Here is a 19,901-nt window from a genome sequence, read left to right as displayed (position 1 = left end):
CGTCATCGAAACGCTCGTCGAGCACGCGCAAAGCGCCCGCCGCAAGCGGTTCCAGTCGGGTCGACGCAGCATTGCCTCCGAACCGCCAGACCGTCTTTCACCTCGCATGGCCACGACGCTCACACCCGCTACGCTCGTTTTTCGCGCGGACGGCACGCCGTATTCGCCACGCCACGACGACATCTACCACAGCGCCGCCGGCGCTTTTGCGCAAGCCGGGCATGTGTTTCTGAACGGCAACGCGCTGCCCGAGCGGTGGCGCGAACGCCGGATATTCAGCATTCTTGAGACCGGCTTCGGCCTCGGCGTCAATTTCCTGACCACGTGGGCACAGTGGCGCGCCGACCCGGCGCGCTGCGAGCGACTTCACTTCGTATCGGTCGAAAAGCATCCGTTTTCGGCGGCCGACTTGCGCACCGCACATGCAACGATCGTTGCGGATGCATCGATCTCGCATTTGTCGCGCTTGCTCGCCGAGGCATGGCCGATGCTCGTGCCCGGCATGCACCGTCTCGAATTCGAAGCAGGGCGCGTGACGCTCACGCTCGTATTCGGCGATGCGCTCGACACGCTGCCGTCGCTATCGATGCGCGCCGACGCGATTTATCTCGACGGCTTCGCGCCATCGAAAAATCCCGACCTGTGGAGCCCGCAGGTTTTCAGATCGCTCACGCGGCTCGCCGCCGACGACGCAACGGTCGCCACCTACTCGAGCGCCGGCGACGTCAAACGCGGGCTCGCGCAAGCCGGCTTCGAATGCACGAAGGTCGGCGGTTTTGCGGGCAAGCGCGCAATGCTAGTCGGCCGCTTCGCGCCGCGCTGGCGCGTGCGGCGCTATGAACCGCCGCTGCCGCTTCCGGTAAGCGAGCGGCACGCGATCGTGATCGGCGCCGGGCTGGCCGGTTGCGCAATAACAGAACGGCTTGCAGCGCGCGGCTGGCGCATCACGTCGCTCGAACGACATCGCGCGCCGGCGCGCGAAGCATCGGGCAATCCGGCTGGCGTTTTTCACCCGATGCTCGCGCGCGACGACAGCGTCGCCTCGCGCATCACGCGTGCAGGTTTTCTATACGCGTTGCGACGCTGGTCGACGCTTGCAGATCTCAACTTGCCTATCACGCATCGTGCGGACGGCCTGCTGCAGATCGCCGAATCCGAAGAGGAAGCGCAGTCGTTCGCACAGGTATTGGCATCGCTTGCGTATCCGGCCGAGTTCGTGACCGCCGTATCACGCGATGAAGCCGCAAGCATCGCGGGCTTACCGGTCACGCGAGGCGGCTGCTTTTTTCCCCGCGGCGGATGGATCGATCCTTCGCAACTGTGCGCAGCGCAATGTGCAAGCGCCGGCGATCTTCTCGTGCGGCGTTACGGTGTCGAAGCCGCCCGCGTCGAACGTGCCGGCGACCAGTGGGCCGTGTTCGATGCCGAGGGCCGGGTACTCGCGTGCGCGCCGGTCGTCATCGTTGCGAATGCTCATGAAGCGGCGCGCGTCGCGAGCTTGAGTCATGCGCCGACACGCAGCGTGCGCGGGCAGTTGACCTTGCTGCCGGATCGCACGATCGACCCGATCGGCACGCTCGAAGGCCTGCGCCTTCCTGTGATCGGCGAGGGCTACGCAGTGCCGCTGGCCGACGGTACGACACTCGCGGGCGCCACCTACGACATCGACGATACCGACACCGCAGTGCGTGTCGAAGCGCACCTCGAAAATATCGAGCGCGTCGCGCGAATGCTGCCGTCGCTTGCTGGCCCGTTCTCATCGAATGAAACCGACCGATGCGAAGCGTCGCACTTGCTGACAGGCCGCGTCGCATTTCGCTGCGTTACGAGCGACCGGCTGCCAATGATCGGCATGCTCGCCGACGAAGCCGCAGCGATAGCCGATGCCGCGAAGCTGCGCGGCGCGTGGCCGCGCGATCTGCCGCGCTCGGACGGACTTTTCGGCGCATTCGCCTACGGCTCGCGCGGTCTCGTCTGGGCCACGCTCGGCGCCGAACTGATCGCCTCGCAGCTCGAAGGCGAACCATGGCCGCTCGAGCGCGAGCTCGCCGAAGCAATCGACCCCGCCCGTTTCCTGCTGCGCGCATTGCGGCACGACGAATTCGACTGAACACAATCGCACCGCACCGCCGACCGGTTATCCCCGCGCGTCTGTGGATAACCGGTCGAATTCGACGCGAAACGCGTGTGGAATCGATGTGGACGTAAACGGGGTAAGTCGAGCCCAGTCGTTTAAGACCCAAAAGTTACCAGCAGAAGCAACCGCTGCACGCACACGCTATGCGTCCGGTTATGCGCGCGTCAAAACCATGATTTCTTTCGGTAAACCGGTGTTGTCCACAAAAGCGGCATGCCCTTGTTAACTTCTACTACGTATACATACAGGTAAACCTTTGAGTAGAAGACCCGCACCGGTGTGGTCGGCCGACTCCATGCAGGACATCGCAAACTTTCCGTCCAGAAGCAGGCCAAACGGAAACCCGCAGGCCTTCCCGAATGCAGGCTGGAATGCAGGTCAAAGCACATTTCAAAGCGCTTGCAGACTCAATCTGCGGACGGAAGAACCGCCCCCGGTGCCTGCCGACAAAGGTCTCTTTTTCCCTTTGTTATCCAGATGTCGTACGTTTTACCTCTTTGACGGTGAGTTCGGCGCTTTTGCCAGCTGGTAGAAGAAAGCTATGGCACAATCGCCGTTCTTCACGCGCCGAGTGCCGCTCATGGTGGCGCAGCGCACCCAAGGAACGGTTGCCGGTTCATCAGAATCTGATTCGAAAGTCGACGGCGTTCTATCACCCGTGACGATGTGCGCGCAGTGACGTGGCATCGGCATGTTCGTCCCGTTTTTCACCCGATCGTTGACAAGCGCAACACAGGTCGGCGCGAGCGCCCGTTGCGACGAGCCGCTTCTCCGAGTCCGGGATTTGCTCAGGGGTTTGCTCGTCAGCCGCTCCCTTTGGGCAGATTCCGTCCATTCCGGCTTTTCCGGCCTGCTGCGGTTGTCTCACAAGGAGAACCCATCACGATGAAGTCGGCGTTTTCATTTTTTCCCGCCTGGCCTCTCACGCCCGATGCCATTTTTTGGGCGGGGCTCGCGCTGCTGGCTGCGGGCCTGTGCGGCGAGCTCTGCTATCGCGCCTGGCATTTGCCGCGCATTTCCGGTTATGCGGTAATCGGATTGATCGCGGGTGCCGCGGGGTCGGGCGTGATCGATGCGGAGTCTGCGAGCGCAGCACGGCCATTGCTCGACGTGGCGCTCGGCCTGCTGCTGTTCGAGCTCGGCAGCCGGCTCGACTTGCGCTGGATCCGCCGCAATCCGTGGCTGATCCTCTCGAGCATCGCGGAAGCGACGCTGACCTTCGTGCTCGTGCTGACCGTCCTGCTGTTCGTGCACGTGCCGGTCATGACTGCGATGGTGCTCGCATCGATTGCGATGGCGACGTCGCCCGCGATGGTGATCCAGCTCAAAACCGAGTTGCGCGCCGAAGGGCAGGTCACGCAGCGTCTGATGACGCTGACGGCGTTGAACAGCATGTATGCGGTCGTAATCGAAAAGCTCGCGTCCGGCTGGCTGCATCAGGAAATTTACGGCAACGTGTTCGCGACGATTCTCCAGCCGCTTTATCTGCTCGTCGGTTCGCTGATCCTCGCGTATCTGCTCGCGCGCACCTGCACGTTCTTCTATCGCCGCGTCAACATGCAGGACGAGCATTCGTTCGTCGCGTTGTTCGGGCTCGTGCTCCTCGCCATCGCGATTGCGCATGTCTTCAAGCTATCGACCATTCTGGCTTTGCTCGCGGCCGGCATCATCGTCAAGAATCTCGAAGCGCGGCCGCAGTTGTGGCCGCAGCATTTCGGCACGGCCGGCTGGTTGCTCACCGTCATTCTGTTCGTGCTGACACTGACCACCTTCGAGTGGCGCGATATCGCGCTCGGTGGTGTCGCGGCGTGCGGGCTGATCGTCGCGCGCCTCGTCGGCAAACTGGTGGGCGTGCTCGTTTTCGCGAAGCCGAGCGGGTTGAACTGGAAGCAGGGCGCGGCGCTCGGTCTGTCGCTGTCGCCGATGTCGGCGCTTGCCTATCTGCTCGTCGACGACACCTACACGATGTACCCGAATTTCGATCCGATGCTGCGCGCGGTCATCATGTGCTCGATCGTCGTGCTGCAGCTCGTGGGTCCGTGGCTCGTTTACCGCAGCCTTGCGCTGGTCGGCGAACGACGCGATAACGCTCGAACCTCGTAAAGGACGCCATGTCACTCGAACCCTTCGTCGATTCGAAACCGTTCACCTTCGGTATCGAACTCGAAATGCAGATTGTGAACACGCATGACTATGATCTGACCAAAGCCGCGTCCGATCTGCTGCGCCTGATCAAGGACGAAAAGATTCCAGGCAATATCACGCCGGAAATCACCGAAAGCATGATCGAGCTGTCGACCGGCATCTGCACGTCTCACGAACAGGCGGTGGCCGATCTGCGCACCATCCGCGATACGCTCGTGGCCGCGGCTGACCGGCTCAACGTCGGCCTGTGCGGCGGCGGCACGCATGCGTTCCAGCAATGGAGCGAGCGGCAGATCGTCGATACGCCGCGCTTTCAGTATTTATCGGAACTCTACGGTTACCTTGCCAAGCAGTTCACGGTGTTTGGACAGCATGTCCATATCGGCTGCCCCGATTCGGATAGCGCGCTATTCCTGCTTCATTCGATGTCCCGATTCATTCCGCATTTCATTGCGCTGTCGGCTTCGTCACCGTTCGTGCAGGGCGTCGACACCGGATTTCATTCGGCACGTCTGAATTCGGTCTTCGCGTTTCCGCTATCGGGCCGCGCGCCGTTCGTGCTGACGTGGGACAGCTTCGAAGAATACTTTTCGAAGATGGTCCATACCGGTGTCGTCAACAGCATGAAAGATTTCTACTGGGACATTCGCCCAAAGCCAGGTTTCGGCACGATCGAAGTTCGCGTGATGGACACGCCGCTGTCGGTCGATCGCGCGGCCGCCATCGCCTGCTATATCCAGACGCTCGCGCGGCATCTGCTTCTGGACAAACCCCTTACGCCAAAAGAGGACGACTACCTCGTCTATACGTTTAACCGTTTCGAAGCATGCCGTTTCGGCCTTGCGGGCACCTGTATCGACCCGCAAACGGGAGAACGCCGCACGATCTCCGAAGACATCATTCAAACGCTCGAGCAAATCGCGCCGCACGCCGAAGCATTGAGTTCGACGAAGGCGCTCGACGAGGTCGGCTCGATCGCGCGCGGTCAGATCAACGATGCAACGTGGCTGCGCACGGTTTACCACGACGAAAAATCGCTGCACGAAGCAGTGCGTCAGCAATGCCTGCAATGGCGCGCATAGGCAAGCGGATAAAAGCTCCGTCAAATTCTGTCATCTTGATGAACCCGCTTTTAGCGGGTTTTTTCGTTTAAAAGGCCCCGGCTTCGGGCTCCCATGTTCTTTCCAATGTTTACATATACAAACGTAGTAGTAGTTAACAAGCATTGCACTTGTCTGTGGACAACAGAATAATCTCCTGAAAAGTCAAAGCACTGCGAAAATCATAACCATGCGCAGCGCCGCTGGATCAACGCTTGCAACGGCTGACAGCCTGGATCCGACTTTGACGCGGTTGCGCGTTATCAAGAATTCACGCACAGGCAGTCAACGGTCTTTCCCGTGGTTATCCACAGATTGCGTTGGACAACTTAGCTGTACGATTCGCCGCTCTCGCATAGAATGACGACTTCGCCGCAGCGAATGGTCCCGCTGCTCCCGGTTGAGGTTGATTCGAAGGATCCGGTGTCGGTTATCGGTAGGTCTATCGGCAGGTCTCGCGGTGGGTCTGTCGGCGGATTTTTTCGATCAAACGGGTGCAATGGTCGCTGCGGACAAAAAGAGAGTATGCGACTCTCCCATTAACGCGCCGGGACAGGCGTGCAAAGCAGGAAATTTTTGAGATAGTAGGAATCGGCTCGCCGGCTTTTCTGGCGGGACAACCCCACACGGCTGCCGGCGGTTTGCATTGCTGCCAACACGCAGAGGCACGTCGTCAATAACCAACGAATGACTATGAGCGAAGGCGTTTACGGAGAGCAGGCTACCGGGCGGGTGACCCACAGTCTGTTACGACTCAGCACGGCAATGCGTAGCCAGGCATGGGAATGGGCGGAGGGCGCAGGCCTGACGCCCACCCAGGGTGAAATTCTCGTGCTGCTGATGCAGCGCAAGGGCCCGATGCGTCTCGGCGAAATCGCACGCGAAACGGCGTTGACCGCCGCGACGACGAGCGATGCGGTGAGCACGCTGGAAGGCAAGGGTCTCGTCGAAAAGCGACGGGCGCTCGACGACGGTCGCGCTCTCGCGGTCCGTTTGACGGCGCGTGGGCGCACGGCGGCCAAGCGTGCGGCGCAGTGGCCGGACTTCCTGTCGAAGGCAGTCGGCACATTGCGCGACGATGAACAGGCCATGTTCTATCGCACGTTGCTGAAGACGGTTCGGCAACTCGAAGTGCAAGGCCAGATTCCCGTGCACCGCATGTGTGTCACTTGCACGCATTTCGAGCCGAGCAAGAATCCGAAGAAGTCGCTGCATCGCTGCGCGCTGCTCGACATCACGATGTCGGATACCGATCTGCGGCTCGATTGCTCGGTCCACGAAACCGCGGATCTCGCGACGCAAAAGAAAACCTGGAAGATCTTCGCGCAGCAGGCCTGACTCCGCTAAACTGCGGGGCCGGCTCGCCAGCAGCGCTTGCGCTGCGTGAAAACGCCAGTTTCAGCAACGTAGCGGGGCGCGACGCTCCGCCCGTTTGCAATGCGTTCGCCATGCAGCATGCAGTATCGCGCCGTGGCGGCAGCAGCTTGCTGCGCATGCTCCCGCGTCGGCGGGAAGGCGCGTCTTTTGTCAACGCGAAGTGAGATATGCCGATGAATCACGAAGTTCTGGCCATTCGCCATGTGCACTTCGAGGATCTGGGCAGTCTCGAACTCGTGCTCGGCGAGCGCGGATGGCCCGTCCGTTATCTCGACGTCGGCTTTGCGCGCATCGAGGCGCCCAATCCGGTCGCGCCGTCGTTGATGGTCGTGCTCGGCGGGCCGATCGGCGCCTACGACGACAACCGCTATCCCACATTGGGGCCGCTGCTTTCGATGATCGAAAAGCGCGTCGCCGCGGGCTTGCCGACGCTCGGCATCTGCCTCGGCGCGCAGTTGATCGCACGAGCGATGGGCGCACGCGTTTATCCGGCCCGGCACGCGGAAATCGGCTGGGCACCGTTGACGTTGACCGAAGCGGGATGCGCGTCATCAATTCGTCATCTTGACGGTCGATCGACGTCGATGCTCCATTGGCATGGCGATACGTTCGACTTGCCCGCGGGCGCGACACGCCTCGCGTCCACACCTCTTTGCGAAAACCAGGCGTTTTCATTCGGCAATCACGTACTCGGTTTGCAATGCCATCCTGAGATTCGCACCGAACGCTTCGAACCATGGCTGATTGGTCACGCGAGCGAACTCGTCACGCACGGCATCGACGTATCGCAATTGCGTGAAGAGACGGCGCGCTTCGGCCCGGCGCTCGAAGCTGCCGCATCGCGGATGTTCGGCGAGTGGCTCGATCGACTCGACGCGCAGCAGTCGTAAGACTGTCGTGAGAATGACCAGCCGCTTTGCCTTGTCGATTGTCCATACCCGCCATGAATGACATTCTGTGCCGCGTCGACGCGCTATTGATGGGCAAGGTCGCACCGCTTGGCGATTCCGGAAAGCGCAGCGCGATCGACAAGCATCCGGTCGCCGCACGCGTTCGCCTCGACGAAACGGGCCTCGACGGCGACGAGCAGGCCGACGCGAAGCATCATGGCGGCGTGGAAAAAGCGCTGCATCACTATCCGTTCGATCATTACGCGACATGGCGCAGCGAATGGCTTCAGCGCAGCAACGGCGTTGATTGCGACGTTTGCGCAACGGCCGCGCCGGGCGTTGCGCGTTTGGCATCGCGCGGCGCATTCGGCGAGAACATCAGTACGCTCGGCATGACCGAAGCAAATGTATGCGTCGGCGACGTTTACCGCATCGGCGACGCGATCGTACAGCTCTCTCAGCCGCGCCAGCCGTGCTGGAAACTGAACCTGCGCTTCGCACGCGACGATATGTCGCGGCGCGTGCAGCAGACGCTGCGCACCGGCTGGTACTACCGCGTACTCGAAGCAGGCAAGATCGGCGCCGGCGATCGCATCGAGCGGCTCGCGCGCGTGCATCCGCAGTGGACCGTCGAGCGCCTGCTGCATGTGCTTTACGTCGATCGCGACAACCGCACCGCGCTCGAGCAGATGGCCAATCTCGACGCGCTGACACCTTCATGGCGTGCGACGGCCGCGAAGCGGCTCGCGAACGGCGCGGTCGAATCGTGGAGCAGGAGGCTCGATACGCCTGCGGATTGACCCGCGCCCGAAGCAATGCCGTTGAGAGCAAGCCGCGGCCGGACAACAGCAAAAACAACGATTCGCCCGCGTGTGCAGCACTTCGGACCCGGTGCTATTCTCGAACGCTCCTCCTCACGTTCCACCGAGTCCCATCCCATGAGCGCCCTGTTTTCTCCGCTCACGCTGCGTAGCGTGACGCTGCCGAATCGCATCGTCGTCTCGCCGATGTGCCAGTACTCCGCCGAACGCGGCGAAGCGACCGCGTGGCACATGATCCATCTCGGGCATCTTGCGCTGTCGGGCGCGGGCATGCTGATCATCGAAGCGACTGCTGTCGAGCCGGACGGGCGCATCACGCCGGGCGATCTCGGCCTGTGGGACGACATGACCGAGGCCGCGCTCGTGCCGGTGCTCGCCGCGATTCGCAAGTATTCCGACATTCCGGTTGCGATGCAGCTCGCGCACGCGGGCCGCAAGGCGTCTAGCCATACGCCGTGGGAGGGCGGTCAGCTGATTCCGGTATCCGACGGCGGCTGGTTGCCGCACGCGCCTTCGGCATTGCCGCACAAGGCCGGCGAGGAGCCGCCGCTCGCACTCGACTATCCGGGCCTCAACCGCATTCGCGATGCATTCGGCGCAGCGGCGCGCCGCGCGGCGCGGCTTGGCGTCGATGCGCTCGAGATTCACTGCGCGCACGGCTATCTGCTGCACGAATTCCTTTCGCCGATTGCGAATCGGCGCGGCGACGAATATGGCGGGTCGCTCGAAAACCGCATGCGTTTTCCGCTCGAGATTTTCGATATCGTGCGGGCCGCCTTTCCGGCCGACAGACCGGTCGGCGTGCGCGTCTCGGCCGTGGACTGGGTCGACGGCGGACTGACGATCGACGACACGATCGCCTTCGCGCGGGAACTGAAAAAGCGCGGCTGCGACTGGATCGACGCGTCGAGCGGCGGGGTGTCGCCGCTGCAGAAAATTCCGGTCGAACCCGGTTACCAGGCGCCATTCGCGAAGGCGATCAAGGAAGCGACCGGCTTGCCGACGATCGCGGTCGGTTTGATCAGCGATCCCGAACACGCAAACCGGCTCGTCGAGGAAGGCGACGCCGATCTCGTCGCCATGGCGCGCGCCATGCTGTACGATCCGCGCTGGCCATGGCACGCCGCTGCACAACTGGGCGCGTCGGTGCAGGCGCCCCCGCAATACTGGCGTTCGCAGCCGCGCGACCAGAAGGCGCTGTTCGGCGATATTTCGTTCGGGCAGCGGTGATCTTCCGAGCGATGCGCAGGAAGGTGCTTCGTGTGCGCGCCGACGCTTGAACGAAATCATATCGACCGTGTAGGATGCCGGTTGTGATGCGGATGCGCATCAACTGTCGACGCGGCGCCATGAGGGCGCCGCGTTTGCTATCCGGACTAAAAAAACAGTCGGAAAGCGGACGGAAAGTCCACCTTAGTTTTTCACAAGGATTCATTCAATGAGTTCACGCAGGATCGCCGTGCGCCAATCGGGCGTCCATGGCAAAGGCGTGTTTGCGCTCGAACCGATCGCAGCGGGCGAACGCCTGATCGAGTACAAGGGGGAGCGGATCTCGTGGAAAGAGGCATTGCGGCGTCATCCGCATGACCCGGACGAACCGAATCACACGTTTTACTTCGCGCTCGACAACGGCGGCGTGATCGACGGCAAAGTGAACGGCAACAGCGCGCGCTGGATCAACCACTCCTGTGCGCCGAATTGCGAAGCCGAAGAGATCGACGGACATGTGTTTATCGATGCGCTGCGCGATATCGAGGCCGGCGAAGAGCTGTTCTACGATTACGGCCTTGTGATCGACGCGCGTCAGACGAAGAAACTGAAGCGCGAATACGAATGCCGCTGCGGAGCCCGCAAATGTCGCGGCACGATGCTCGCACCGCCGGAAAAAGACGGGAAAGAGAAGAAGAGCAAAAAGAAAAAGAAATGAGCGGCGGCAGCCTTGTCAGGCTGCCATGTCGGTGGCCACGCGCGGCTGCACGCGCGATCAGCGAATCGCAATCACAGATCGATCGGCGCGTTATGCGCCGATTTTTTTGCGCCCTGAGGCAGCGCCGCGTCATGCTCGACACGCTCGGCGTGCTCGTTGCCTTTCTCGCCGTCCCGCTCGTCGTGGCACTCTTTGCCGTCTGCGCGGCGTGCCGCGCCGATCACGATCGGGATGCGCACAATGAAGCGCGCGCCGCCTTCGGGCGCATCTTCGTAATGCACGCTGCCGTGATGCAGCACCATGATGTCGTGGACGATGGCGAGGCCAAGCCCGGCGCCGCCGTCGACGCCGCTTTGCGATTCGCGATGCCGGTCGCCGCGGAAGAACCGCTTGAAAAGGTCAGGCTGCTGCGTAGCGGGCACACCGGGCCCATTGTCCTCGACGGTGAGTTCCGCCATGCCGACGCTGTCGATCACCGTTTCCTCGACCGTCATCGTGATGCGGCCACCGTGCAGGCGCGCGAGCGGTACGTACTTGAGCGCATTGTCGAGCAGGTTGGCAATGACTTCGCGCAGCAGCACGGGGTTGCCGCGCGCAATCAAGGGGCGGTCGTTCGACGGATCGTCGAGACGCTGGAAGCCGAGATCGACGTGCGCGGCTAGCGCGCGCGGCACCCATTCGGCGCCGGTGTCGAAGGCAAGCGCCGCCATGTCGATATTGACGAAGCGCGCGGCCTGCTCGCCCGGCTCGGCGCGCGCAAGCGACAGCAACTGGTTCGACAGCCGCACCGCGCGATCGGCGGCGGCGCGCAGCTCGCGCACCGCGGCGAGCGTCTGTTGCGGATCGCGCGCGACGGCGGCCTGTTCCGCATGCAGCTTCACGGCGGTCAGCGGCGTGCGCAGCTGGTGCGCCGCATCGGCGATGAACTTGCGCTGCGAATCGAGCGCGGTTTTCAGGCGGTCGAGCAGACCGTTCAACGCCCCGGTCAGCGGCCGGATCTCGACCGGCACAAAAGTTTCGTCGACCGGTTCGAGCGACGTGTGCGTCTGCCGGTTCAGCGAATCGGCGAGATCGGTGAGCGGATTCAACTGCTGGTTCACGACACGCCAGACGATCACCCAGCCGGCAAGCAGCAGAAGCAGCAACGGCATCATGATCGCGATCAGAAACTCGGCCGCGATGCGGAAACGATGACGCACGGGCTGGCCGACTTCGATGACGATCGGATTGCCGACCGGCTGATCGACGCGCACCTGCGCGACGCGCACCGTCACGCCCTCGTGCTTCGTTTCGAAGACGTATGCATAGTGCATCCGCCGCACGCTCGTGCCTTGCAGCGGCAGGTTCGGATCGCCGGCAATTTCCGTTTCACCGGTGCTGATGCGGTAGACGAGATGTTCGACAGGGTCCGAGAACATCGCTTGCGCGAGCGGCGGCACGGCGATGCGCGCATTGGGCCCGGCAATCTGGATCTGCTTCGAGATCGCGGTGGCGAGATCGGCCAGCGACCGGTCGACGACATGCTGCGTGTATTGCCACGCGAGCCAGTACGCGATCAGGCCGCTCATCAGCGCGAGCAGCGACAAAGGAGCGGCCAGGCGGCGCAGCAGCGAGCGGCGCAGACTGTTCGCGGCCGGATAGGACATGCTCGAACCCGCGAAAAGGGAAACGGCGAAGAACCGCGATGCATGAGGCCCGCGGACGTCGACCGCAGGCAAAGGGACAATGCCGGCGCACTGCCGCGGCTTTACGTTGTTATCAGGCCTGATCCGGCCCGTATCGCGTAAAGCGGCTTCAAGCAACTTAAAGCGGCGCGCGGCGCATGGCGCCGGCATCCGGAGCGGATGCGCGGGACGTCTGTTGCGTATCGCGCCCGCGCGTTGCTCCGTTACACCGTCATCCGACTGCGGTCATACGACCATTATGCAGCCTGACGGATCTCTTGCAGCAAATAACCGAAACCGCGCACCGTGACGATTTCGACGCGGCAGCTTTCGAGCTTTTTGCGGACCCGGTGCACATAGACTTCGATCGCGGTGTCGCCGAGATCGCCGCCGAAGTGCGTGAGGTGATCCTGCAGTTGCGCCTTGCTGACGACGCGGCCGTGACGCAGCAGCAGCATTTCGAGCACCGCGAATTCACGCGGCGACAGTTCGAGCGGCTTGTCGTCGTTGAAGATGCGGCGATCGACGCCCGACAGGCGTACGCCGCCCAACGACACTTCCGGACGCGGCATATCGCCGTGCGGGCCGCTGCGGCGCATGACGGCGCGAATGCGCGCCTCGAGTTCGGCCGGTTCGAACGGCTTCAGCATGTAGTCGTCGGCGCCCGAATTGAGGCCTTGGACACGGTCGTTCAGTTCGTCGCGGGCGGTCAGCACGATAACCGGCGTATGCCGGTTGCTCTGACGAAAACGCGACAGCAACGTCATGCCGTCAATGCCGGGCAGGCCCAGATCGAGGATCACGAGTTCGTGGCGGTTTTGCGTGAGGGCCTGTTCGGCGAAGATGCCGTCGTGGACCATGTCGACCGTGAAGCCGGCTTGTTCGAGGCTGCTTTGGATGCCGCGTGCAATCGGACGGTCATCTTCGATCAGAAGGAGTCGCATGGGTTTCGCTCAAGTACAATGGGTTAGGCATGTCAGGCACGCGGTTCGCCGGTGCGCCTGCTACACAGGAGGCCGCCGCATGCCGCGGCGGGGATGATCACGAAAGTCATGTCCGAAATCACGATCAACGAACTCGAAGCCGCGATCAACTTCTGGCGCGCCCGTTCGCCTTCAGCAGGCGACGAACTCGTTCTGTGCAAGGAGGCAAGCGCGCTCTCCAAGCCGTATGCGTTGATGATTGTACAGCGACACCAGGTTGTGTCGCATGAAGCGCTTGAGCAGTCTGCACGTGATGCGTGGAATTCTTACGTTCGCCTTAAGGATGGCCTGTAGAAGTGAAGGTTTGGTGGCCTGAATACCTCCAAAAGCCTTTCATTTCGCGGGGCCGCGGGTCATTCGCCAGTTACGTCTGACCGGTTCGGTTTATGCGCTGCCGGCGATGCGGTCGATAAACCGCGCGAGTTCGACATCGCGTTCGGTCACTCCGTTCACGTCGTGCGAAGAAAGTGTGATTCTCACGACGTTATAGACATTCGACCACTCGGGATGGTGATCCATTTCCTGAGCCTTGATCGCCACGCGCGTCATGAAACCGAATGCTTCGTTGAAGTCGGCGAATTGAAGGCGGCGTTCGATCGCGTCGCGTTCGGCGACGCTTTGCCAGCCCTTTAATTCGCGCAATCTCGCTGCCCGTTCTTCGGCGCTCAATTTGGCGGTCGGTTTGGCACTCATTTGTCACTCATTTGCCGCTCATCGGAAGATTCCCCGCATCAGCCGGTCATAGCCCGTCACACATCAGGCCGCGCCATTTTTCCACGGAAGAAAAGACGCTGCAGCGAGTTCGGCAGGACGCCCGCGCGGCGGGCGAGACAGCCTTTTCCGGGCTCCATCGCGTGCCATAATTGCGCGTCGAATCGGCCGAACAGGCGAGGAAAAGTCATGGTGGAGCTTGATCATTTCGATCTCGCGCTTCTCGACGTGCTGCAGCGCTTCGGGCGCGCAACGCATCAGCAGCTGGGCGAGCAGGTGCCGCTTTCGCCGTCGCAGATCGGCAGGCGCTTGCAGCGGCTCGAAGCGATCGGGGTGGTGGACGGCTATCGCGTCGTGTTGAGGCCGGAAAAGCTCGGCCTCGGCGTGACGGCGTTCACGAGCCTGAAGCTGAAGCACCACGGCGATTCGATCATCGAGCAGTTTCAACAGCAGATCGACACGCTGCCCGAAGTGCTCGAATGCCACGCCGTGGTCGGCGACGCCGACTATTTGCTGCGCATCGTCGCGCCCGACCTGACCGCGTTGTCGTCGTTCGTGATGAAGAAACTGATGCGCGTGCCGGGCGTCGACAGCGTGCGCTCGAACATCGTGCTCACGACATTCAAGCGCAATGGCCCGTTGCCGCTCGGGCACCTGTCGCCGGGCAGCGCGACTGAAACGGAATAGCGATATCGCGGCGCACTGGTCAGGGCGGTCAGGCTCAAGCCACCTTCAACGGTTCCTGCGTCGCATCGAGCAGATCCGCATACGCGACTGCAACGAGATCCGACTCGGGCACGCCGAGCTTCCTGAACATATCGTGAGCTTCGGCTTCGCCGCCTTCTTCGTCGTCATCCTGCGCGAGCACCACTTCGAGTTCGATGAAATCGCCGAGCCCGTCGACGCGATCGAGATGAATCCTCGTGCGGCCGACCAGATACACGTGCCGCTCTTTCGATACGACGCAACGCGTGGTCAGCGCGGTCGCGAGCAGCGAATGCATCGCTTCCGCATTGGTCACCGGGCTTCTCGTGTAATACGAAACCTTCGGGCCATCGCGATCGTCGCGTTGATAGAAAATCAGTTCGGCAGGCGTGCCGTCGTCGAACTGGCGCAGCTTCAGGCGGCCGCGCGGCACATCGTAGAAGCTGTCCAGCTGGCGAAAGATCAACGGAGCGTCTGGCGAAAGGGCGGCGGCGCGCTCGCGAAGCAGATCGAACTGGTGGGCGCGGGCTTTGATTTCGATGTTGCGGGCCATGTAGTGCTCCTGTTGAGAGAGAAAGTCGGCGCTAACGCACCAGAAAAGACACATGCTCCGTACGGCGACCGACGCAATGGCAACGCAGCCGCAAGCGAGATGCGACATGCGCACCGGGAATCGATGCATGCCGCTTACCACGCGAACGGATGAGAAACCGGACGGGAAAGCGGAAGAGCCGTGAGGCAGGGGAACCGTCAATCTAGCAAAAAGCGCGTGACGGTGCGTTGACGCAGCGTACTACTTTGTCTGACATGAGCGCGCCTCATATCGCCCATTGCATTTCGATCAGCTTCAGCGCAGCGGCGATCGCGGGCTCGTCCTTATGCGCGGCGAGCGTGATGAAGCTCAGTTCGGTCGGCACGGTCACACCTTCGACGATCGTCAACGCATGCGCATGCGCTTCGGCGATCGCCGTCGCATCGCGTGCCAGCGAGAGGCCGACGCCCGATTTGACGAGATCGAGCATCGACGGCTCCTGGTCCACTTCGGCGACCTTGACCGGTTTCACGCCCGCTTCGTCAAAGCGCCGCGACAGCAGGCGGTTATGCGCGGAGGCCGGCGGCGTCCAGATCCACGGCAGCGCGGCGAGCGCGCGCCAGTCGTGCGCGCTTTTTGACGCGGTCTTTCCAGCCGGCCGGCGCGAGTACGCGGTACTGGAAGCGCGTCAGCGTAATCGAGTGAAACAGCGCGGCGTCGCGCGCATCGTCTTCGGCCGGCTGGCCGATGTAAAAGCCGACGTCGAGTTCGCCCGCGCGGACCTGTTCGAGGACCCAGCCCGACATGCCGTGCCGCAGCGCGGTTTCGATATGCGGCCAGGTTTCCACCAACTGGCGCAAAAACCCGCCGAGGCGTAGAAATTCAGGATCGAGGATCGTGCCGATACGCAGGCGCCCGCGCACTTCCTGGCGCAGGGTCGCTGCCGCGCGCTCGACGTCGCCGGCCGCCGAGAGCGCGCGCTCGGCATGCGGCAACAGCGCCTGGCCGTCGCGCGTCAGCGTGAGTCCGTGCGACGAGCGCGTGAACAGCGTCACGCCGAGCGCTTCCTGCAGATGTTTGATCTGCAGGCTCACGGCGGGTTGGGTCAGATGCAGCTGCGCGGCGGCGCGCGTCAGATTGCCCTCGCGCGCGACCGTCGCGAACGCCCTCAGCAGTGTCAGGTCCATCGGCTGATATTAGCGCGACTTATATCGCAGTTGAGCAGAACTCATTGGATTTCGCGTGTTGAACGCGATTACGCTTCGGTTCAAAGGCGACATAAGAGCGCGACATCCATCGACTTTTTCGGCGAGGAAAACATGAGCGAGACAGATCGGAACCCTTCGCGCGTGCGGGAGTTGGCGCACGCAATCAACGGACGTCTGGTCGAGGGCACGAGCGAGCGCTTCGGCGACGTGTTCAACCCGGCACTCGGCAGCATCGCGGCGCGCGTGCCGTTCGCAAGCGTCGCGGAAGTCGATGCGGCGGTCGCGGCGGCGAAGGCTGCGTTTCCCGCGTGGAGCGAGACTGCCCCACTCAAGCGGGCACGCGTGATGTTCAAGTTCAAGGAACTGCTCGACAGACACCACGACGAACTCGCCGAACTGATTACGCGCGAGCACGGCAAGGTGTTTTCCGATGCGAAGGGCGAGGTGACGCGCGGCATCGAAGTCGTCGAATTCGCATGCGGCATTCCGAATCTGCTGAAGACCGATTTCACCGATCAGATCGGCGGCGGTATCGACAACTGGAACCTGCGGCAGCCGCTTGGCGTGGTCGCCGGCATCACGCCGTTCAACTTCCCGATGATGGTGCCGTGCTGGATGTTCCCGATGGCAATCGCATGCGGCAACACGTTCGTTTTGAAGCCGTCGGAGCGCGATCCGTCCGCATCGATCCGGCTTGCCGAATTGCTGAAGGAAGCGGGTTTGCCCGATGGCGTATTCAACGTCGTGCATGGCGACAAGGTTGCGGTCGACGCGCTGCTCGCGCATCCCGACATCAGCGCCGTGTCGTTCGTCGGGTCGACGCCGATCGCCGAATACATCCATACGGAAGGCACGAAGCGCGGCAAGCGCGTCCAGGCGCTGGGCGGCGCGAAGAATCATCTCGTGGTGATGCCCGATGCGGACCTCGATCAGGCCGTCGATGCGTTGATCGGCGCCGCATACGGTTCGGCCGGCGAGCGTTGCATGGCGATTTCAGTGGCCGTCGCGGTCGGCCATATCGCCGACGAGCTCGTCGAACGTCTGACGCCGCGCGTGAAGGCGCTGAAGATCGCCAATGGCATGGATCCCGCGGCGGAGATGGGCCCGCTCGTCACCGCTGCGCATCGCTCGAAGGTGTCGGGCTACGTCGATGCGGGCGTGAAGGAGGGCGCGACGCTCGTCGTCGATGGCCGCAATCACGAAGTGGCCGGGCACGAGAAGGGCTTCTTTCTTGCCGGCACGCTGTTCGATAACGTCAAGACCGATATGTCGATCTATCGCGACGAAATCTTCGGCCCGGTGTTGTGCGTCGTGCGCGTGCCCGATTTTGCATCGGCCGTCGAGCTCATCAACAGGAACGAGTATGCGAACGGCGTATCGTGCTTCACGAGCGACGGCGGTATCGCGCGCGCATTCTCGCGGCAGATCCAGATCGGCATGGTCGGCATCAACGTGCCGATTCCGGTGCCGATGGCATGGCATTCGTTCGGCGGCTGGAAGCGCTCGCTGTTCGGCGATCACAACGCCTATGGCGAGGAAGGCGTGCGCTTTTACACGCGCTACAAGAGCATCATGCAGCGCTGGCCGGACAGCATCGCGAAGGGTGCGGAATTCACGATGCCGGTCGCGAAGTAGCGGGCGGCGGATAGGGTTCAGAGTGAAAGCGATAGAGCGAACGCGCTGTGCCGAACGGCTAGCGGCGCAACGCGCAAGGAGACCAGCAGTGAGCATGACTAACGTAACGTCGCAAACGACGCGCACAGCAAGTGGACGTGCAGCAGGTGAACGAACGCTCGAAGGCGAATTCGACTACATCGTGATCGGGGCGGGCACGGCGGGATGCGTGCTCGCGAACCGTCTGAGCCAGGACCGCGACGTGTCGGTGCTGCTGCTCGAAGCGGGAGGCAGGGACGATTATCACTGGATCCACATACCGGTCGGCTACTTGCACTGCATCGGCAATCCGCGCACCGACTGGCTCTACAAGACAGCAGCGGAGCCGGGATTGAACGGACGCTCGCTGTCGTATCCGCGCGGCAGGGTGCTCGGCGGCAGTTCGTCGATCAACGGCATGATCTATATGCGCGGCCAGCGCGAAGACTACGACGAATGGGCGCGCGTCACGAACGATTCGTCGTGGGCCTGGGATGCGGTGCTGCCGGTGTTCAAACGCAGCGAAGACCATCACGGCGGCGGCAACGAATGGCACGGCGCGGGCGGCCAATGGCGCGTCGAGAAACAGCGCCTCAAATGGAGGATTCTCGAGACGTTCGCCCATGCGGCGCACGAAACCGGCATTCCGCATACCGAAGATTTCAATCGTGGCGACAACAGCGGCGTCGGCTACTTCGAAGTGAACCAGAAGCACGGCATTCGCTGGAATGCGTCGAAGGCATTCTTGCGGCCTGCGCTCGGGCGGCCGAATCTGACGATCATCACGGGTGCGCATACGCAGCGTCTGGTGTTCGAAGGCAAACGCTGCGTCGGCGTCGAATATCGCGGCAACGACGTCGACTACGTCGCCAAGGCGAAATGCGAGGTGATCCTGAGCGCCGGCGCCGTCAATTCGCCGCAATTGCTCGAGTTGTCGGGGATCGGCAATGGTGCGCGCCTGCAGAACCTCGGCATCGACGTCGTGCGGGATTTGCGCGGCGTCGGCGAGAACCTGCAGGATCATCTGCAATTGAGGATGGCTTATAAAGTGCGCGGCGTGCGGACGTTGAACACGTCTTCGGCGCACTGGTGGGGCAAGCTGATGATCGGGCTTCAGTATCTGCTGATGCAAAGCGGTCCGATGTCGATGGCACCGTCGCAGCTCGGCGCATTCGCGAAATCGGATGCCGGCGATGTGTCGATTACGCGTCCTGACCTCGAGTACCACGTGCAACCGCTGTCGCTCGACCGCTTTGGCGAACCGCTGCATCGTTTCAATGCGTTTACGGCGTCGGTATGCCACCTGCGGCCGACGTCGCGCGGCAGCATTCATATCGGCTCGCCCGATCCACATGCGCCGCCGCTGATCGCACCGAACTATCTGTCGACCGATTACGACCGGCATGTCGCGGCCAACGCGTTGCGGCTCACGCGCCGCATTACGGCTGCACCGGCGCTCGCGCGCTACACGCCCGAAGAGATTCTGCCCGGCGTGCAGTTTCAGACCGAAGAGGAATTGCAGCGCGCGGCGGGCGAGGTCGGCACGACGATCTTTCATCCGGTCGGCACATGCCGCATGGGAACGACCGACGATCCCGCTGCGGTAGTCGATACGCGGCTTCGCGTGATCGGTGTCGACGGCTTGCGTGTGGTCGATGCATCGGTCATGCCCAACATTACATCGGGCAACACGAACTCGCCGACGTTAATGATCGCCGAGCGCGCGAGCGAAATGATCCGTGCCGATCGCCGCGCGCAGCGCAGCACGATGCAAAACGAAGCGACGTCTGCCGCGGCGACCGTGTCGGTCGCGTGACATTACTGGCGGCGGCGCATGCCTGAGGGGGCGCCTTCGGCGGGTGCCTGCCCCGGGTGTGCGCAGCATCAGTTAGTGCAAATCCCAATGAATGCGCTGCATCAATGGCGCGACAATGGCAGCCATGCTGCGTAGTGCGGCATGGCTTGCCGTCTGTATTGGTGCATCACGCCACGACCGGCAACGGGGGTTTCAACGCCATCCGACCTTGCGCAACGCTGCGCGGATTACC

Annotated in this window: 16 protein-coding genes and 1 pseudogene; 12 read left to right on the top strand and 5 right to left on the bottom strand. The window is 62.5% G+C overall.

Features of this window, described 5'->3' with window-relative positions:
* The first annotated feature begins 106 nt into the window (after nt 1–106).
* The 8 genes from mnmC to BTO02_RS00630 all read left to right on the top strand — a co-directional run bounded on the left by mnmC (nt 107) and on the right by BTO02_RS00630 (nt 10,397).
* Complete coding sequence (mnmC, locus tag BTO02_RS00670; RefSeq protein WP_075155379.1) at nt 107–2,110, top strand: bifunctional tRNA (5-methylaminomethyl-2-thiouridine)(34)-methyltransferase MnmD/FAD-dependent 5-carboxymethylaminomethyl-2-thiouridine(34) oxidoreductase MnmC; 2,004 nt, start codon at nt 107–109, stop codon at nt 2,108–2,110.
* 912 nt (nt 2,111–3,022) lie between these two features.
* The gene (locus BTO02_RS00660; protein WP_075155377.1) at nt 3,023–4,240 is read left to right on the top strand and encodes a cation:proton antiporter; all 1,218 of its coding nucleotides are present in this window, start codon (nt 3,023–3,025) and stop codon (nt 4,238–4,240) included.
* 8 nt (nt 4,241–4,248) lie between these two features.
* Nucleotides 4,249–5,364 carry a YbdK family carboxylate-amine ligase gene (locus BTO02_RS00655; RefSeq protein ID WP_075155376.1) on the top strand — a complete coding sequence of 372 codons (1,116 nt, stop codon included), beginning with the start codon at nt 4,249–4,251 and terminating at the stop codon, nt 5,362–5,364.
* Between the two features lie 711 nt (nt 5,365–6,075).
* Nucleotides 6,076–6,720, top strand: a complete 645-nt coding sequence (locus tag BTO02_RS00650) for a MarR family winged helix-turn-helix transcriptional regulator (protein WP_075155375.1) — start codon at nt 6,076–6,078, stop codon at nt 6,718–6,720.
* Nucleotides 6,721–6,932: 212 nt separating this feature from the next.
* Nucleotides 6,933–7,649, top strand: coding sequence for a glutamine amidotransferase (locus BTO02_RS00645; RefSeq protein WP_075158492.1), 717 nt, complete (start codon nt 6,933–6,935; stop codon nt 7,647–7,649).
* Between the two features lie 53 nt (nt 7,650–7,702).
* Nucleotides 7,703–8,449: an MOSC domain-containing protein gene (locus tag BTO02_RS00640; protein ID WP_075155374.1), complete on the top strand. Its 747-nt coding sequence runs from the start codon at nt 7,703–7,705 to the stop codon at nt 8,447–8,449.
* A 138-nt stretch (nt 8,450–8,587) separates the two neighbouring features.
* Nucleotides 8,588–9,700 (top strand): NADH:flavin oxidoreductase/NADH oxidase, encoded by a 1,113-nt coding sequence (locus tag BTO02_RS00635; protein WP_075155373.1) that lies wholly within the window; start codon nt 8,588–8,590, stop codon nt 9,698–9,700.
* A gap of 208 nt (nt 9,701–9,908) precedes the next feature.
* Complete coding sequence (locus tag BTO02_RS00630; RefSeq protein ID WP_075155372.1) at nt 9,909–10,397, top strand: SET domain-containing protein; 489 nt, start codon at nt 9,909–9,911, stop codon at nt 10,395–10,397.
* Between the two features lie 71 nt (nt 10,398–10,468).
* On the opposite strand, the gene BTO02_RS00625 is transcribed toward BTO02_RS00630, so the two are convergent.
* Together BTO02_RS00625 and BTO02_RS00620 are read right to left on the bottom strand one after the other, a co-directional pair.
* The gene (locus BTO02_RS00625; RefSeq protein ID WP_075155371.1) at nt 10,469–12,043 is read right to left on the bottom strand and encodes a sensor histidine kinase; all 1,575 of its coding nucleotides are present in this window, start codon (nt 12,041–12,043) and stop codon (nt 10,469–10,471) included.
* 275 nt (nt 12,044–12,318) lie between these two features.
* Nucleotides 12,319–13,005, bottom strand: a complete 687-nt coding sequence (locus BTO02_RS00620; RefSeq protein ID WP_075155370.1) for a response regulator — start codon at nt 13,003–13,005, stop codon at nt 12,319–12,321.
* A 108-nt stretch (nt 13,006–13,113) separates the two neighbouring features.
* On the opposite strand from BTO02_RS00620, the gene BTO02_RS00615 reads away from it, so the two are divergent.
* Complete coding sequence (locus BTO02_RS00615; RefSeq protein ID WP_075158491.1) at nt 13,114–13,338, top strand: DUF3717 domain-containing protein; 225 nt, start codon at nt 13,114–13,116, stop codon at nt 13,336–13,338.
* A 90-nt stretch (nt 13,339–13,428) separates the two neighbouring features.
* On the opposite strand, the gene BTO02_RS00610 is transcribed toward BTO02_RS00615, so the two are convergent.
* Nucleotides 13,429–13,737 carry a 4a-hydroxytetrahydrobiopterin dehydratase gene (locus BTO02_RS00610; RefSeq protein ID WP_075155369.1) on the bottom strand — a complete coding sequence of 103 codons (309 nt, stop codon included), beginning with the start codon at nt 13,735–13,737 and terminating at the stop codon, nt 13,429–13,431.
* Between the two features lie 207 nt (nt 13,738–13,944).
* Between BTO02_RS00610 and BTO02_RS00605 the strand changes: the two genes are divergently transcribed.
* Complete coding sequence (locus BTO02_RS00605; protein WP_075155368.1) at nt 13,945–14,442, top strand: Lrp/AsnC family transcriptional regulator; 498 nt, start codon at nt 13,945–13,947, stop codon at nt 14,440–14,442.
* 34 nt (nt 14,443–14,476) lie between these two features.
* Here the strand turns inward: BTO02_RS00605 and BTO02_RS00600 are convergent, their stop codons facing one another.
* Both BTO02_RS00600 and BTO02_RS00595 read right to left on the bottom strand, forming a co-directional pair.
* Nucleotides 14,477–15,013 carry a class IV adenylate cyclase gene (locus BTO02_RS00600; RefSeq protein WP_075155367.1) on the bottom strand — a complete coding sequence of 179 codons (537 nt, stop codon included), beginning with the start codon at nt 15,011–15,013 and terminating at the stop codon, nt 14,477–14,479.
* 265 nt (nt 15,014–15,278) lie between these two features.
* Nucleotides 15,279–16,179 (bottom strand): annotated as a pseudogene (locus BTO02_RS00595) (LysR family transcriptional regulator).
* Nucleotides 16,180–16,311: 132 nt separating this feature from the next.
* Between BTO02_RS00595 and BTO02_RS00590 the strand changes: the two are divergent.
* Both BTO02_RS00590 and BTO02_RS00585 read left to right on the top strand, forming a co-directional pair.
* On the top strand, nt 16,312–17,835 hold the full coding sequence (locus BTO02_RS00590; RefSeq protein ID WP_075155366.1) for a CoA-acylating methylmalonate-semialdehyde dehydrogenase: 1,524 nt from the start codon (nt 16,312–16,314) through the stop codon (nt 17,833–17,835).
* A 94-nt stretch (nt 17,836–17,929) separates the two neighbouring features.
* Nucleotides 17,930–19,669: a GMC family oxidoreductase gene (locus tag BTO02_RS00585; protein WP_075155365.1), complete on the top strand. Its 1,740-nt coding sequence runs from the start codon at nt 17,930–17,932 to the stop codon at nt 19,667–19,669.
* Nucleotides 19,670–19,901 lie beyond the last annotated feature (232 nt).

The sequence above is a fragment of the Paraburkholderia sp. SOS3 genome (genome assembly GCF_001922345.1).
Classification (GTDB): Bacteria; Pseudomonadota; Gammaproteobacteria; order Burkholderiales; family Burkholderiaceae; genus Paraburkholderia.
Note: the sequence above shows the minus strand (reverse complement) of the source record. Positions and strands in the feature narration are given on the sequence as shown.